Source organism: Xanthomonas sp. PPL134 (genome assembly GCF_040595915.1).
GTDB lineage: Bacteria > Pseudomonadota > Gammaproteobacteria > Xanthomonadales > Xanthomonadaceae > Xanthomonas_A > Xanthomonas_A indica.
This window is the reverse complement of sequence record NZ_JAMDLL010000004.1, coordinates 156,208-171,924: the sequence shown is the minus strand read 5'-3', so window position 1 is coordinate 171,924 and position 15,717 is coordinate 156,208. Positions and strand designations below refer to the sequence as shown.

Genomic DNA, 15,717 nt, shown 5'->3' with positions numbered 1-15,717 from the left:
GGCAGAAAACGAAGTCCGCTAGCCTAGCAATCCGCCTGGGTGCGGGCAAGGAAAATTCTCGCTAAAACCGAGCGTTGCGCGGCATTGCCGGGACCGCCGCGGATCGTGGTTCTGGCCCTGCCGGGCCGCAGCCGTTACCCTTTGCGCCGCGGCGACCCCGCCCCTCGCCCGCCTGAATGCGGGCTCATCCCTCCGCCAAGGCCTGCCCGATGTCTGCACTGATCTGTGGTTCTCTCGCTTACGACACCATCATGGTGTTCCCGGACCAGTTCAAGAACCACATCCTGCCGGACAAGGTGCACATCCTGAACGTGTCGTTCCTGGTGCCGCGGATGCGCCGCGAATTCGGCGGCTGCGCCGGCAACATCGCCTACAACCTGCACCTGCTGGGCGGGCACCCGATTCCGATGGGCACCGTGGGCCAGGACTTCGGCCCGTACCGCGAGCATTTCCAGGCGCTGGGCATCGACCTGTCGCGGGTCAAGGTGATCGAGGAACTGTTCACCCCGCAGGCGTTCATCACCACCGACCACGACAACAACCAGATCACCGCCTTCCACCCCGGGGCGATGATGCGCAGCTACGAGAACCACGTGAAGGACGTGCCGGGCGTGACCCTGGGCCTGGTCGGCCCGGACGGGCGCGAGGGCATGATCCAGAACGCCGAGGAATTCAGCGCCGGCGGCGTGCCGTTCATCTTCGACCCCGGCCAGGCCATGCCGCTGTTCAACGGCCCGGAGCTGCGCCAGTTCATCGAGCAGGCCGACTACGTGGTGGTCAACGACTACGAGTCCAACCTGCTGCAGGAGCGCACCGGCTGGGACGAGAAGGACATCGTCTCGCGCGTGCAGGCCTACATCACCACCCAGGGCCCGAAGGGCGCGCTGGTGCACACCCCCGAGAAGACCTACGACATCCCGCCGGCGCACGAGCGCCGCGTGGTCGACCCCACCGGCTGCGGCGACGCCTTCCGTGCCGGCCTGATCTTCGGCATCCAGCGCGGCTGCGACTGGCTGACCATCGGCCGCATGGGCAACCTGATGGGCGCCCTGAAGGTCGAGCACCCGGGCACGCAGAACCAGCGCTTCGACTTCGACGAATTCAACGACCAGTTCAAGCAGCAGTTCGGCTACGCGTTGTAAGGCAGGGATGATCAGCCATTCGGCTGCTGAAAAGCCGGGAGTCGGGATTGGGGAGTCGCAAAAGCAGGAAGCCGGCGCCTTGAAGCCACGAAGAACCGCGCGCTCGCGCGGTTTTTTCGTTTTGGCCGCAGCGCGAACGGTATCCACACCAGCCAAGCCGCTCTTGCCATTCCCCAATCCCGACTCCCCAATCCCCGCTTTTGCTGCACTGCGGTTTGAGCCCGGCACCCGATTGTGCGTCACTGGCGGCCTGATCCGGGGTCGGATCGAGGGGCGCCACGTGTCGGAGTTGACTGTAGCCAACCTCCCGCAGGCCGCGGCCTCGGCGCCATCGGCCGCCGAGGCCGAGTCCGCCTTGCTGGCGCGGATGCGCCGGTTCCGCCAGATCGATCCGTTGCCGCCTGCCCTGGCGCGCTCCTGGCGGCGCTGCCTCGACGACTACGGCCTGGACCCGGACACCCATCCCTTGCCGATGGTCCACGACAACGGCCAGCTGCGCGAGCGCCAGCAGCGGCTGGAGGCGCTACTGCGCATCGCCAAGGTGGAGATGGAGAATCTCTACGAACAGATCGCCGGCGGCAGCTACGCGGTGGTGTTCGCCGATACCGAGGCCACCGTGCTGCACAGCGTGCAGGATCCGGCGCTGCTGCGCGCGTTCCGCGAGACCGGGCTGTTCTGCGGCGCCAGCTGGGCCGAACGCTACCAGGGCACCAACGGCATCGGCACCTGCGCGGTGGAGTGCAGCGCGCTGAGCGTGCACAGGGGCGAGCATTACCTGGAGCGGCATCTGCCGCTGTCGTGCAGCGGTGCGCCGATCCTGGATCCGCAGGGCCACCTGCTGGCGGTACTGGACGCGTCCACGCCCGATGCGCGCGACACCAAGCTGGTGCAATGCCATACCGGCGCGCTGGTGCGCATGTCGGCGGCGCAGATCGCCCGCGCGTATTTCCTGGAGCAGTACCGGCATGCGTGGATCCTGCGCTTCCATAGCCGTCCGGAGTTCGCCGGGCTGCTGCACGAGGCGCTGATCGCGGTCGGCGGCGACGGCCGCGTGCTCGCGGTCAACGAGGCGACGCTGGAACAGCTGGGCAAGCCCGATCGCACCGCACTGGTCGGGCGCGACATCGCCCAGGTGATGCAGCTGGATTTCGATACGCTGGAGCAGCGCGCGCGCAACGATGCCAGCACCCTGTGGTCGATCCGCTGCGCCTGCCACGGCCGCCGCTTCTTCGCCCTGGCGCAGCCGCCGCGCGCGCGCATCGCTGCCGGCCGAACGCGCGCCGCCGGCGAGGATGGCCAGGCTGCACGGGCCAACGACCATGTCGGCTCCGATCCGCGCGTGCTGCACAACCTGGACAATGCGCTGAAGCTGGCCAAGCACCGCGTGTCGATCCTGCTGTGCGGCGCCACCGGCACCGGCAAGGAAGAATTCGCCAAGGCGGTGCACCGCAGCTCGCCCTGGGCCGACCGGCCGTTCGTGGCGGTGAACTGCGCGGCGATTCCCGAAGCGCTGATCGAGAGCGAACTGTTCGGCTACGCGCGCGGCGCCTTCACCGATGCCGCGCGCGAAGGACGCCACGGCAAGCTGCTGCAGGCCAGCGGCGGCACCTTGTTCCTGGACGAGATCGGCGACATGCCACTGCCCTTGCAGACGCGCCTGCTGCGCGTGCTGGAGGAACAGAGCGTGACGCCGCTGGGCAGCGACCGCGCGATGCCGCTGGAACTGCACGTGATCAGCGCCAGCCACCGCGACCTGGCGCAGATGGTGGGCACCGGCGGCTTCCGCGAGGATTTGTACTACCGGCTCAACGGCGTGGTGCTGCACCTGCCGCCGCTGCGCGAGCGTAGCGACAAGGCCGAACTGATCCGCACCCTGTTGCGCGAGGAGAGCGGCGAGCAACCGGTGCGCATCAGCGAGGACGCCCTGCACAAGCTGCTCAGCTATGCCTGGCCCGGCAACCTGCGGCAGCTACGCAACGTGCTGCGCACCGCCGCCGTGCTGTGCGCCGACGGTGTCATCCGCATCCCCAACCTGCCGCAGGAGATCGTCGACGCCGACAGCGGGCCGTGCCTGCTCGGCGACGATGCGCACGCCGCCGACGGCGTACCCGGCCGCGTCGCCCTGGACAGCGCCGAGCGCAGCGTGCTGCAACAGCAACTCGAGCGCCACCGCTGGAACGTCAGCCGCACCGCCGATGCGCTGGGCATCAGCCGCAACACCTTGTATCGCAAGTTGCGCAAGCATGGGTTGGCGACGGTGTGAGCCGCGGCAGTGTCGCGCCCTTGCGGACCTTGCTGCGCATCGCGAATGCAGGCTCGTCTGTCGCGACTTGCCATTCGGTAGCGGCGTGAGTGCTGCCGGTATTCGCATCCCGACCGCTGAGACGGCTGGAAGATGCCTGGCTTCGATGTCGCGACGGAAGTCGCTCCCGCAACAGCCGGCGAGTCGGTGAGACCGCGCAACCTGCGGCGGAAGCTTGAGTCCCGGCTGTGTCGAAGCCAGAAGCTTTTCGGCCTCGCGGTCGCGGCTGAAGCCGCTCCTACGACAACAGCAGGCAAGCCGATTGGGCGACACACCCTGTGGGAGGGACTTCAGTCCCGACTGCTGCCGAAGCCGAATGCTCCACGGCTGCTAGGTCGCGGCTGAAGCCGCTGCTACCGGGTCGCGCTTCGTCACCGGCGTAGCGCTTCTGTAGGAGCGGCTTCAGCCGCGACCGCCGCCGGAGCCGACCAGCTTCCGGCCGGTGGACAAGGCGAGGATACGAAGCCGATGAGCCCCACGCAGCGCCCCGCCACACCGCGCCCGCTAGAAACGCCAGCGCAGGCCGACCTGATACTGCCGCGGGGCGCCAGGCGCGACGAAGCGCGAGGGGCCGTCCTCCACCGCAGCGTCCTGTGGGCGCGCCAGGGCGCCGCCCGGGAACAGGTCCTCGGCGATCGCCGCATAGGTCTCGTAGCGGCGGTCGAACACGTTGTTGATCCGCAGGTACAGCGACAGCCCGTCGGCGAGTTCCCAGGTGCCATGCAGGTCGAGCAAGGCGTAGCCGCCGGTGGACAGGTCGTGACGCGCGGGCGCCTCGCCGTCCTCGGGATCCTCCACCAGGCCGTCCTCGTTGCCGCTGGCCACGCGCCGCGACACCGCGCGCAGGTCCGCGCCCAGCGCCAGCTGCGCCAGCGCCTGCCATTACACGCCCAGCTTCAGTGTGTTGCGCGGCAGCCCGGCGATGCGCGTGCCCGGGCGCAGCGCCACGCTGCGTTCGCCCGAGAGCAGTTCGCCGACGCTGCGGTAGGTGGCGTCCAGGTAGCTGTAGCCGGCGAACCAGCGCAGCGCGCCGTGGCTGCCGCGGTAGCTGAGGTCGGCGCCCTGGTAGCGGGTGCGGCCGACGTTGTCGAAATAGCCCTGCTGGGTATTGGGCGCGCGCAGGAACAGGATGTCGTCGCGGTTGTCGGCGCGGTACAACGAGGCGTTCAGCGCCTGCGCCGGCGACGGGTTCCAGCGCAGGCCGAGTTCGTAGGTGCGCGAGACGATCTGCTCCAGGCGCGGGTCGGCCTGCAGCCCGGTCGGCAACCGGCACGGCTGCTCCGGGTCGGCGCAGCCGAGTTCGATCGCGGTCGGCGCGCGACTGTTCTGCGAGGCCGAGGCGAACGCGGTGACGCCGCCGCCCAGGCGCTGGGTGATGCCCAGCGACGGGTTGGCCTTGGCGAACACGAAGCGCTCGCGCGGCAACACGCCGTCGTCGCCGGTGGACAGGGTGTTGGCGACGGCGACGCGGTTCCAGCGCAGCGCGCCGCTGACATGGGTGGCCTCGCTCAACTCCCAGGTATCGGCGGCGAACAGGCCCAGGGTGCTGCTGCGGCCGTCGACGCCGGAGAAGAACGTGCGGTCCTCGTCCGGATCGGCGACCACCGAGCGGTCGTCCTGCACGAACGCGTCCTGCGCGTACTGCCGGTAGCGCACGCGGTTGCGGTCGTAGGTGGCGCCGATGCTCAGCGCATGCGCGCCGGCCTGGCGGCTGAGATTCAGCGCCACGCCCTCGGCATGCTGGCGCATCTGCGTGGTGTTGAGCACGCCGCTGTGCAGCGCGTCGGCATCGGCGCGTGCGACCGTGCAACCCGCCTCCAGCGGCGTGCCATCGGCAGCGTAGCCGTCGGCGCAGTCGTCGACGAAGTCCTCGTAGTCGTCGTTGATGTCGCCATTGACGGTGTCGCGGCGCCCCTGCCGGTAGTACGCCAGCACATGGAGCGCGGTGCGTTCGTCGAAGCGATGGTCGAACTGGCCGGTCAGCAAGGTGTTGCGGTTGCGGGTCAGGTCCGGCGAGGTATAGACCGCGGCACGGTCGGCCTCGTACAGGCCGGGCTCGGTACCCGCGTCGGTATAGCGAAAGCTCGGCAGCAGGCCGTTGCCGACCAGGCGGCTGCGCCCGTGCAGCAGCGACACGTCCCAATCGGTGCGCTCGCCCTGCCGCCCGAACTTGCCGAACACGGTGCCCAGACGGCCGGCGGAGGCGTCGCGCCAGCCGTTCTCGTCGAAGCCGGTGGCCGCGACGAAGGCATGCAGGCCGTCAGGGCCGGCGTAGCCGTAGGACGCGTCCAGGCGCTTGCGCGCGCCGCTGCCCACCGACAGGTCGGCGCGCAGGCCCGGCGCGGTCAGGCCGGACTGGGTGGTGAAGGCCAGCGCGCCGCCCAGCGTGTTGGGACCGAACAACGGGTTGGAGCCCGGCATCAGCGCGACGCTGCGGATCGCCGCCTCCGGCATCATGTCCCAGCTGACAATGTCGGCGAACGGCTCGTTCATGCGCACGCCATCCAGGTACACCGACACGCCCTGCGAGGCGCCGGGCAGCGCCGAGGCGCGGAAGCCGCGGAAGGTCAGATCGGTCTGGAACGGGCTGCCCTGCACCTCGTTGGTGTCCACGCCGTTCATCTCGCGCAGCAGGAAGTCGGTGAGGTTGCCGGCCTGGCTGCGCGCGATGTCGTCGGCATTGGCGGTCTGCACGGTGTACGGCAGCAGGTCGGCATCGATCAGCGTGCCGGGAATCGGCGTGGCGGTGACCTCGACCCGGTCCAGCGCGGTGATCTGCGCATCGTCGGCGTTGACCGTGGTCTGCGCGCGCGCCGGTGCGGCGAGCAGGCCGATGGCAGTGACGACGGCTAGCGCGAGCAGGCTCGCCGGCGGGGTGCTGCATCCTGGAGTCAGAGTCATGCCGGTTCCTTGAGGCTCAGTAGAGGACGATCGATTTGATGCCACGGCCTGCGCGCAGCGTCTCGAAGCCGCGATTGATGTGGTCCAGCGGCAGGGTTTCGCTGATGAGTTCGTCGATGCGGATCTCGCCGGCCAGGTAGCGCTCGGCATAGGCCGGCAATTCGCTGCGCCCCTTGACCCCGCCGAACGCGCTGCCGCGCCAGGCGCGCCCGGTGACCAGTTGCAGCGGCCGCGTGCTGATCTCCTGCGCGCTCGGCGCCACGCCGAGGATGATGCTTTCGCCCCAGCCCTTGTGGCAGCACTCCAGCGCCGCGCGCATCGCGCGCACGTCGCCGACGCAGGCGAAGCTGTGGTCGGCGCCGCCGTCGGTGAGGTCGACGATGACCTGCTGCACCGGCGCGCCGAAATCCTTCGGGTCCAGGCAGTCGGTGGCGCCCAGCGCGCGCGCCAGCGGGAACTTGTCGCGGTTGATGTCGACCACGATGATGCGTTCGGCGCGCGCCATCACCGCGCCCTGCACCACCGACAGGCCGATCCCGCCCAGCCCGAACACCGCCACGTTCTCGCCCGGCCGCACCCGCGCGGTGTTGAGCACCGCGCCGATGCCGGTGGTGACCGTGCAGCCGAGCAGGCAGGCCTTGTCCAACGGCGCGGACGGGTGGATCCTGGCCACCGCGATCTCCGGCAGCACCGTGTATTCGGCGAAGGTGCTGGTGCCCATGTAGTGCAGCAGCGGGCGCCCGTGCAGCGAGAAGCGGCTGCTGCCGTCGGGCATCAGCCCGCGGTCCTGGCTGCTGCGGATCGCCTGGCACAGGTTGGTGCGGTTGGAACGGCAGTACTTGCACACGCCGCACTCGGGCATGTACAGCGGGATCACGTGATCGCCGGGGCGCACGCTGGTCACGCCGATGCCGACCTCTTCGACCACGCCGGCGCCTTCCTGGCCCAGGATCACCGGGAACGCCGCCTCGGCATCGATGCCGGACAAGGCGATCTCGTCGCTGTGGCAGATGCCGCTGGCGACCATCCGCACCAGCACCTCGCCGGCCTTGGGCGGCTGCAGATCCACCTCCTCGATGGCCAGCGGCTGGTTCGCCGCCCAGGCGACCGCGGCTCGCGTCTTCATTCCGGCTCTCCCCGCCTCCCCGTCGCGGCACCCACTGGCGCCGCTGGCCTCACGTCATTGCGCCACGACCACACCCCATGGCATCTCGCCCACCGCGATCTGCTTGATCTCCTTCATCGCCGCTGTATCGATGACGCTGACGCTGTTGGACCGGCCGTTGGCCACGTACAGCGTCTTGCCGTCCGCGCTCAGCGCCGGATTCCATGGCCGCTGCCCGACCGGGATCTCGGCCAGCGTGCGTCGCGCGGCGGTGTCGATCACGCTGACCGTACCGGCACCGTTGGACGCGTACACGCGGCTGCCGTCGCGGGCGATGGCGATGCCGGCGGTGCGCTGACCGGCTTGGATGCTGGCCACGCGCTTGCGCGCCGCCAGATCGATCACGTCGACCACGTTGGCCGACTCCTGCGCCACGTAGACCGTCTTGCCGTCGGGCGCGAACGCCATGCCGCGTGGATGCCCGCTGGTGGCGATGACGCCGGTGGACGTACCGGCCTGCACGTCGATCACGTCCAGGTCGTTGGAGCCTTCGTTGCTGGTCAGCAACAACGCACCGTCCGGGGTGTAGACGCAGTGTTCCGGGGCCTGCCCGCGGGTGGCGATGTGCGCGCCGATCGCGAAGCTGGCCGGGTCGATCAGCATCACCTGGTTCTGCCCTTCCACGCACACCGCGAGTTGGTGACCATCCGGCGCCACCGCGACGCCTTCGGCGTTCTCGCCGATGTCGACGCTGCGCAGCACGCGGTCCTGCACGGTATCCAGCTCTAGCAGGCGATGGCCCTGCGCGTCGATGACGTACAGATGCCCGGCCGGCCCCGGCACCACCTGCTGCAGGCGCTTGCCGAGCTGGCCCTGCGCCGACAGCGTGCGCACCACGCGGGCGCTACCGGTGTCGATCACCGAAATAGTGCCGCTGCGCTGGTTCGGGACGTAGGCCAGCGCCGCCGCGCTGGCCGCAGGCGCCGGTGCGGCCGCCGCGGCATCGGTGCCGGCCGCCGGCGCAGGCGTGCGCTGGCAGGCCGCGGCGAACAGCGACAGCGCGACGACGGCGGACAGGCGCAACACGTTCCTCATTGCGTGGCGCCCGCGGTCTTGTTGATGGAGTGGATGAAGGCCAGCAGCTTCTCGGTATCGCCCGGCTTGAGCACCGGCCCGAACGGCGGCATCTGCCCCACCACCTTCTCGTGGCCGATCCGGGTCTTGCCGTGCGCGGCCATGCCGGCGGTGCCTTCGGTGATCAGCGCGCGCAAGGTGTCGTCGTCGTTGCCGTACACCCAGATGTCGTTGGTCAGCGGCGGGCACATGCCGCCGCCACCGGTGCCGCCGTGGCAGGCGGTGCAGCCGGCGGAGTTGAAGATTGCCTTGCCCTCGGCGACCAGTTCCGGAGTGACCTTGACCGGCGGTCCCTTCGGAATCGGCGTCACCGCCGCAGCCGGTGCCGGTGCGGCGGCAGCGGGTGCGGCGGGCGCTGCCGCCGTCGGGGCGGAGGCAGGCGCAGACGCGGGCGCCGCGGCAGGCGCGGCCGGTGCGGGGGTGGCCGCCGGCGCAGGCGGCGCTTCCTGCTTGCCGCAGGCGGGCAACAACAGGAGCGAAGCGAACAGGAACACGGGGAACAGCAGGGAGGCGGTGCGACGACGGATGGAGGCAGGACGCATGGGGACAACACCTTTGCGGAGTGCTCGATGGGAAGAACAGGCCGCGCGAGCGGCGTGTGCGGGACGGCAGGAAGCGGTCATTGCGTGCGGCGGTGCTGGGCCTCCGTCAGCAAGTGGGCGAGTTCGGCATTGCCGCGTTGCTGGGCCAGCACTGCCGGGGTCTTGCCGTCGGCGTCGCGCGCATCGGCGCTGGCACCGGCGGCGAGCAGGCGCCGGGCGCTGTCCTCGCGCCCGGCCGCGGCGGCGAGCATCAACGGGGTGACGCCGGCGCGGTTCGCACGGTCGGCCTCGGCGCCGCGCTCGAGCAGCAGGTCGAGGATCTGCGGATCGTTGCGCGCCACCGCGAACATCACCGGCGTAAAGCCGGCCGGATTGGCGCGGCGCACGCTGGCGCCGGCGTCGAGCAACGCCTGCACCACGTCGGCGTCGGCGTAGGAGATCGCCAGGTCCAGCGGCGTCCAGCCATCGGTGGACACGGCCTCGACCTTGGCGCGATGCGCCAGCAACTGCGCGACGCTCTTGCCGTCGTTGGACCAGGCCGCCTTCATCAGCGGCGTCCAGCCATTGCTGTCGCGGCGTTCGACCTGGGCACCGGCGGCCAGCAGTTCGCCGACCAGCAGCGGCGCCTGGTTGCGGATCGCCTGCTGCAGCGGCGGCTCGCCGAGCCGGTTGGGCTGGTCGGCGCTGGCGCCGTGACGCAGCAGCCAGGCCACGCGCACGCCATCGCCGGCGTCGAGCGCATGCGCCAGTTCCTCGTTGGGATCGGCGCCACCGGCGATGCGCAGCTGCAGTTGCGCCAGCATGTCCGAGGAGGCCTGCGCGCTCGGCGTGTCGTCCTGATCGGCAGGCGCCGGATAGGGGCCGTGCGAGCGCAGGTCGCCGGCGACGATGCAATCGGCGCAGGCCACCAGCGGCACGTGGTAGTCGCGCAGGATCGCGCCGATCTTGCCAGCGCTGCGCTGCATCGCCGCGTTCAGCGCATCGCGCAGTGCCGCGTTCTTGCGCGACACCGCCCATGCCATCGAGTACTCCAGCACCTCGTTGTCGATGACGTTCAACGGCACCACGCCGAGGCCGCCGCGCGCGGCGTAGTAGCCGGCCACCGGCCCCCAGGATTCGGCGGCATCGAGCTTGCCGGCGGCGACCTGCTCGGCGAGCTTGCCGGGATGCTCCTGCGGCGCGCTGGCCGAGTCGTAGAACAGGTACTGCACCTCGCCCTGCACGCCATGGTCGAACAGCGCCTGCCGCGCCGGCGAACTCTGGAACACGCCGACCTTGAGTTTTTTCAACGCCGGATCGTCGAGCGAGGCCGGCCGCAGCTCCAGGCCCTTGCGGGTGACCAGCACATAGGTGGAGCGATACAGCGGGCGCGTGGGCAGGCCCATCTCGAAATCGCTGTTCATGTCCATCAGCACATCGCAACGCCCGGCGTTGATCGTGCTGCGCGCCAGGCCGCGCTGGTAGTAGCTGCGCCACTCGTACTCCAGGCGCCGGCCCATCTCCGCGGCCACCACCTGGGCGATCTTGTTCTGGAAGCCCTCGCCTGCGCGATCGGACAACGGCATGTTGCCGGGATCGGCGCAGACCCGCAGTACCGGCGCATCGGCCGGCAGCGTGGCGGCGGGCGCAGCGGAAGCCGGCGTCGCGGCAGGGGGCGGGGCCGCAGGAGCGCGAGCCGCCGTGGACGACGGCTCGCGCGTGCAGCCTGCGGCGACGAGTCCGAGGCTGCACCACAGCAACACGGCGCGCGCGCCCGCAGGCAGGCGCCACGCAGCGGGCGCCATGCGGCCCCCGCTCGCCTCCTGGACGCGGCGCCGCCGGCTCATCGCACCGTCTTGGCGGCGACCGCCGCGCTGCCGCCGCCAGCGGCCGCGGTGGCGGTCGTGGTGGGGGTGACGGTCTTGCCGGCGCCGTCGATGCGGAAGGTGTGCACCATGCCGCCCAATGGGATCTTGTCGAAGCCGTTGCTGAAGGCCAGGCCGGCGGCCCCCAGCGCGCCGTACGGATCGCCCGGATCCAGGCCGGCGGCGACCGGCAGGCCGATCCAGCCGCCGATGCCCGAGAACACCGCCACGTACTGGTGGCCGTTGGCCTTGTAGGCGATCGGGTTGCCGATGATGCCCGAGGGCAACTTGGTCTCCCAGAGCTTCTTGCCGGTGTCCTTGTCCACGGCGCGGAACCAGCCGTCCAGCGTGCCGTAGAACACCAGCCCGCCATCGGTGACCAGGGTGCCGCTCCACACCGGGAACTTCTCCTTGATCTCCCACTTGGACTTGCCCTCGACCACGTCGAATGCCTTGACGATGCCCAGCGCGCCGGGCTCGTTCGGCTTCATCAGCACGTTGGCGAACACGTACGGCAGGCCCATCATGGTGTTGCCGCGCTCCTGCGGGTCCAGCTCCATGTGCCAGTTGTTGGTGCCGCAGAAGAACACCGCCGCGTTGGCCGGATCCACCGAGCACGGCTGCTGGTCCTTGCCGCCCATCGCCGAGGGGAACGCCTCGACCTTGCGGCCGCGCTCCAGCGGCGAATGCGCCGCGACCTTGACCGGGCGCCCGGTCTTCATGTCGATGCGCTCGGCCCAGTTGGCCGGCACGAACTTGTTGGCGCGCAGCAGCGTGCCATCGCGGCGGTCGAGCACATAGGCGAAGCCGTTGCGATCGAACTGCACCACCGAGGGCACCTGCTTGCCGTCGATGGTCAGGTCGACCAGGATCGGCTCGTTGATGCCGTCGTAGTCCCACTGGTCGAACGGCGTCTTCTGGTAGCCCCACACCGCTTCGCCGGTGTCGATCTTGCGCGCGAACAGGGTCATCGACCACTTGTTGTCGTACTCGCCGGTGTCGCACTCCTTCTGCGTGGTCTTGCCGCAGCGGTACGACGGGCTCCACAGGCCGGGATTGCCGGTGCCGTAATAGACCAGCTTGAGTTTCGGGTCGTAGCTGTACCAGCCCCACGCCGCGCCGCCGCCGCGCTTCCAGCCTTCGTCGGGATAGGTCTTCTGGCCAAGGTCGCCGAGCTGGCCGTGCTGCGGATTGGCCTTGTTGAAGTCCGGGCCCAGGCAGATGTCCTTGTCGGTGCCGGTGGCTTCGCAGGACCAGGCCTGCTTGCCGTCGGCCAGCGCATACGCGGCGACGCGGCCGCGCACGCCGAACTCGTTGCCGCTGATGCCGGCCACGACCTTGCCGTCGGCGATGATCGGGGCCATGGTGATGGTCTCGCCCTTCTCCGGATAGGCGAGCTTCTGCTTCCACACTTCCTTGCCGGTCTTGGCATCGAGCGCGATCACGTCGCCGCTGAGGCTGCCGAACACCACCTTGCCGTCGGCGTAGGAGGCGCCGCGGTTGACCGTGTCGCAGCAAGCCACCGCCACCGCGCGCTCGTCCTGCTGCGGGGTGTACTTCCACAGCACCTTGCCGTTGTCTTCCTGCGACAGGTCGATCGCGAACACGTTGTTCGGATAGGCGCTGACCATGTACATGGTGCTGCCCACCACCAGCGGCTGGCCTTCGTGGCCGCGGGTGGCGTCGGTCTTCATCTCCCACGACATCTTCAGGTTCTTGACGTTGTCGCGGTTGATCTCGGCCAGCGGGCTGTGCCGGGTCAGGCCGAAATCGCGGCCGACGCCGCCCCAGTTGTCGGGGTTGGCGGCATTGCTGGCGAACTCGCTGTCGGTATCGGCGACCGCGGCCGGCGCGGCGGCGGGCGGTTGCTGCGCGGCGGCCGGCGCCGCGGCCTCTTCCTGCTTCTTGCAACCCGCCAGCGCCAACGCAGTGGCCAGTGCGAGCAATGTACAAGCCCGGGTACGACGTGAATGACTGTGCATCGTTCTACTCCCCTCGTTGAAGAGCCGCGACAGCTGCACCTGGTGGGCGTGTGCCACGGAACCTGAAGCGTGGGTGTCTACGAGCAACGTCCATGCCATCGCGCCGCTGCGATGCAACATCCCTTGACGGGCGGATCACACCATCGGTGGTCGTCCCAGCACTGCACGCATCGCGATCGAAGACGTCTCGAGAACGTGACACTTTGTGCCATGCCCTTGCATCGCGATTGGCGCAGTGCCGGCATGCGCGCGGGGCATCGCCTGTGCCATCGGCGCGCACGCGGCGCCGGCCCACGCGGATGCGCACGGCGCAACGCGCGGCGGGAGCGCGCACGCGGCACGCCCGCCGTCGCTGCGTGGGACGGGAGAATCGGGTGGACGCGCGGCGGCGCGCAGCCGCCGCGGAGCAACGGTCAGTGCGGCTGCGGCCCGGCGTGGTCCTGCCACCACGCCAGCAGCGCGGCGCAATCGGCGAAGTGCAGGTCGGCCAGCGCCGGCCAGGGATTATCCGGATGCAGCAGCACGGTGGTGGCGCCGGCATGGCGCCCGCACTGCAGGTCGTAGGCGTGGTCGCCCACCATCGCCAGCGCCTGCGGCGGCACGCCCCAGTGTTCGGCCAGCTGCAGCAGGCCGCCGGGATGCGGCTTGGGCGGGGCTTCGTCGCGGCCGAGGATGGTCACCTCCTCGAACAGGTCGTCGACCTCGATTTCTTCCAGGGTCAGCTGCGCCAGTTCGCGCGCATTGCGGGTGAGCACCGCCAGCCGGCAATCGGCGGCGTGCAGGGTGCGCAGCAGCGCCGGCGCGCCGTTGGCCGCGGTGGCCTCCTGGGCCAGCACGCGTTCGTGCTCCAGCAGCCAGGCGTGCTTGCTGGCGCGCTGCGCCTCCGGCAGCGCCGCCAGGTGGTGCAGGATGTCGGCCTGCGGCGGGATCTGCAGTTCGCGGCGGATCAGCGCGAAATCGTGCACGGCGCGGGTCAGGGTGCCGTCCATGTCGAACACCCAGTGGCGCACCTGGCGCAGGGCCTCGGCCGATGGCGGTATCGCAGCGTGCATCGCGCTCAATCCCAACCCGGCATCTGCGCGCCGTCCAGGCCGCCGGTCTCGAACACCGCGGTGCGGGTGCCGCCGGCCTTCACCGGGAAGGTGATCTGCAGCACCGTGGTCTTGCGCGCCAGCTTCCACAGCGCCTTGTCGTCGCTGATGAACATGGCGATGGCCTCGTCGGTCTTGGGCCGCCAGGCCGCGGCCGCGCGTGGCGGCGCGTCGTCGGCCTTCAGTTCCACCTTGCAGCCGCCGGCGCAGCGGAAATCGCCGGACTGCAGCACCAGGTAGGCGCTGCGCTTCCATTCCGGATGGTCGCGGAACACCAGCTGCACCGGCTTGGGGCCGCTGCCGTCCACGTCGACCTTGTCGCGGCTGTACAGCATCGCCGAGCGCTGCACGCCCTTGCCGGCCGGCACCTGCGAGTACTGCCAGGCCGCCTGCATGCGCCGCAGCTCGCGCGCCGCCTCGCCCTTGGCCTTGACCTCGGCGTAGCCGGGCTGGATGCGTTCGGCCGCGTCCGACCCGGGATACTGCTGCAGCAGCGCCGCGCCGTGGATCCGCGCCAAATCCCAGTTGCCCGACTTCACCGCGGCGTCATACTGCTTGGCCAGGTCGTCGGCGGCCTGCGCCTTGGCCTGCGCTTCGGCGGCGGCCTGCGCCTTGCGCTCGGCCTCGTGATCGCCGCAAGCGGCCAGGGCGACGGCGCACAGCGCGCCGAGCAGGATGCGTTTCATCGTGGGGTTCCTCTTTGGATCAGGGTGTCGATGGCCTGCGCGACCTCGGCGGGCTTCTCGACGATGGACATGTGGCCGCTGCCGTCCAGCAGCACCTGGATCGCCTGCGGCAGGCGTTGCGCGTACAGCGCCAGCGCGCTGGCGTCGATCACCGCGTCCTGCACGCAATTGAGCAGCAGCGCCGGCTGGCGGATGTGCGCAGCCTCCTCGAACGGCAGGAACGCCTCCTCGCCGCGGCCGATGCGCGCCAGCACCTGCTGTTCGAACGCGGCCTCGCGGCGGCGCCAGGCCACCACCGCCGGCACCGCCCAGCGCGGGATGCGCGGCTTGGCGCGGTCGAGCAGGAACACGGTGTCGATGTAGCGCTGCAACGATGCGGCATCGTGCACCGCGAACGGATTGTGCCCATCCAGCACCGCCTGGCCGAAGGCGTTGTCGGCGAAGCGCACGCCGGCGGCGTTGAACAGGCCGACCCGGTCGAATACCGCCGGATGGCGCGCCGCGGCCAGCGCGGCGATGCCGCCGCCCATCGAATGCCCGAGCAGCACGCAGTCGCTGCCCGCACGGCGCGCGCATTGCGCGGCGAAGGCGGCCACGCGCTCGGCCTGCGCGACGAAGCCGTAGTCCTGCCCGGCGATGCGCTGGCTCTCGGCCCAGCCGGGCAGGTCCGGGATCACCAGGTGATAGCGCGTGCCCAGCGCGCGCGCCAGCGGCAGCCAGTTCTCCTTGCTGCCGGTGAAGCCGTGCACCAGCAGCAGGGTCGGCGCGGCGGGATCGGCCGCGGCGCGCACCAGATAGGTCCAGGCATGCCCGGCGACCTGCACCTGGCGGCGCTGCAGTCCGCTGCCGCGCCGCTGGCGCAGGCTCTCCAAACGCACCAGCAGGAACGGATCGCGCAGCACCAGCACCACGCCGATCAGCGCCGCCACCACCAGCAGCACCCCGGCCAGCAGCAGCCAGGCCATGGTCAGCACCAGCACGGCGACAC

9 protein-coding genes and 2 pseudogenes are annotated in these 15,717 nt (G+C 70.3%); 2 read left to right on the top strand and 9 right to left on the bottom strand.

Annotated elements, in window-relative coordinates; translation table 11 throughout:
- The first annotated feature begins 209 nt into the window (after positions 1-209).
- Both M3U25_RS10625 and M3U25_RS10620 read left to right on the top strand, forming a co-directional pair.
- Positions 210-1,142 (top strand): carbohydrate kinase family protein, encoded by a 933-nt coding sequence (locus M3U25_RS10625; protein WP_010343691.1) that lies wholly within the window; start codon positions 210-212, stop codon positions 1,140-1,142.
- 280 nt (positions 1,143-1,422) lie between these two features.
- The gene (locus M3U25_RS10620) at positions 1,423-3,405 is read left to right on the top strand and encodes a sigma-54-dependent Fis family transcriptional regulator (protein WP_355498957.1); all 1,983 of its coding nucleotides are present in this window, start codon (positions 1,423-1,425) and stop codon (positions 3,403-3,405) included.
- Positions 3,406-3,948: 543 nt separating this feature from the next.
- Here M3U25_RS10620 and M3U25_RS10615 read toward each other — a convergent pair.
- The 9 genes and pseudogenes from M3U25_RS10615 to M3U25_RS10575 form a co-directional block, all read right to left on the bottom strand.
- A pseudogene (locus M3U25_RS10615) lies at positions 3,949-6,345 on the bottom strand (TonB-dependent receptor).
- A gap of 16 nt (positions 6,346-6,361) precedes the next feature.
- The gene (locus tag M3U25_RS10610) at positions 6,362-7,471 is read right to left on the bottom strand and encodes an S-(hydroxymethyl)glutathione dehydrogenase/class III alcohol dehydrogenase (protein ID WP_355498959.1); all 1,110 of its coding nucleotides are present in this window, start codon (positions 7,469-7,471) and stop codon (positions 6,362-6,364) included.
- Positions 7,472-7,525: 54 nt separating this feature from the next.
- A complete protein-coding gene (locus tag M3U25_RS10605; RefSeq protein ID WP_355498962.1) occupies positions 7,526-8,545 on the bottom strand; it encodes a beta-propeller fold lactonase family protein in 1,020 nt (339 codons plus the stop codon).
- The gene (locus M3U25_RS10600; RefSeq protein WP_355498965.1) at positions 8,542-9,126 is read right to left on the bottom strand and encodes a c-type cytochrome; all 585 of its coding nucleotides are present in this window, start codon (positions 9,124-9,126) and stop codon (positions 8,542-8,544) included. The genes M3U25_RS10605 and M3U25_RS10600 overlap by 4 nt, the downstream gene beginning before the upstream one ends.
- Before the next feature lie 77 nt (positions 9,127-9,203).
- Positions 9,204-10,868, bottom strand: a pseudogene (locus M3U25_RS10595) (quinoprotein dehydrogenase-associated putative ABC transporter substrate-binding protein); the annotation flags it as partial.
- A gap of 80 nt (positions 10,869-10,948) precedes the next feature.
- Positions 10,949-12,952, bottom strand: coding sequence for a methanol/ethanol family PQQ-dependent dehydrogenase (locus M3U25_RS10590; protein WP_355498968.1), 2,004 nt, complete (start codon positions 12,950-12,952; stop codon positions 10,949-10,951).
- A 413-nt stretch (positions 12,953-13,365) separates the two neighbouring features.
- A complete protein-coding gene (locus M3U25_RS10585; protein ID WP_355498971.1) occupies positions 13,366-14,004 on the bottom strand; it encodes an HAD family hydrolase in 639 nt (212 codons plus the stop codon).
- Positions 14,005-14,009: 5 nt separating this feature from the next.
- Complete coding sequence (locus M3U25_RS10580; RefSeq protein ID WP_160945460.1) at positions 14,010-14,729, bottom strand: hypothetical protein; 720 nt, start codon at positions 14,727-14,729, stop codon at positions 14,010-14,012.
- Positions 14,726-15,709 carry an alpha/beta fold hydrolase gene (locus M3U25_RS10575; protein WP_355498974.1) on the bottom strand — a complete coding sequence of 328 codons (984 nt, stop codon included), beginning with the start codon at positions 15,707-15,709 and terminating at the stop codon, positions 14,726-14,728. The genes M3U25_RS10580 and M3U25_RS10575 overlap by 4 nt, the downstream gene beginning before the upstream one ends.
- Positions 15,710-15,717 lie beyond the last annotated feature (8 nt).

Bases quoted from the DNA above. Each gene is read 5' to 3' on its own strand.
- M3U25_RS10625 (WP_010343691.1), top strand. From the start codon at position 210: ATGTCTGCACTGATCTGTGGTTCTCTCGCTTACGACACCATCATGGTG.
- M3U25_RS10610 (WP_355498959.1), bottom strand. From the start codon at position 7,471: ATGAAGACGCGAGCCGCGGTCGCCTGGGCGGCGAACCAGCCGCTGGCC.
- M3U25_RS10605 (WP_355498962.1), bottom strand. From the start codon at position 8,545: ATGAGGAACGTGTTGCGCCTGTCCGCCGTCGTCGCGCTGTCGCTGTTC.
- M3U25_RS10600 (WP_355498965.1), bottom strand. From the start codon at position 9,126: ATGCGTCCTGCCTCCATCCGTCGTCGCACCGCCTCCCTGCTGTTCCCC.
- M3U25_RS10590 (WP_355498968.1), bottom strand. From the start codon at position 12,952: ATGCACAGTCATTCACGTCGTACCCGGGCTTGTACATTGCTCGCACTG.
- M3U25_RS10585 (WP_355498971.1), bottom strand. From the start codon at position 14,004: ATGCACGCTGCGATACCGCCATCGGCCGAGGCCCTGCGCCAGGTGCGC.
- M3U25_RS10580 (WP_160945460.1), bottom strand. From the start codon at position 14,729: ATGAAACGCATCCTGCTCGGCGCGCTGTGCGCCGTCGCCCTGGCCGCT.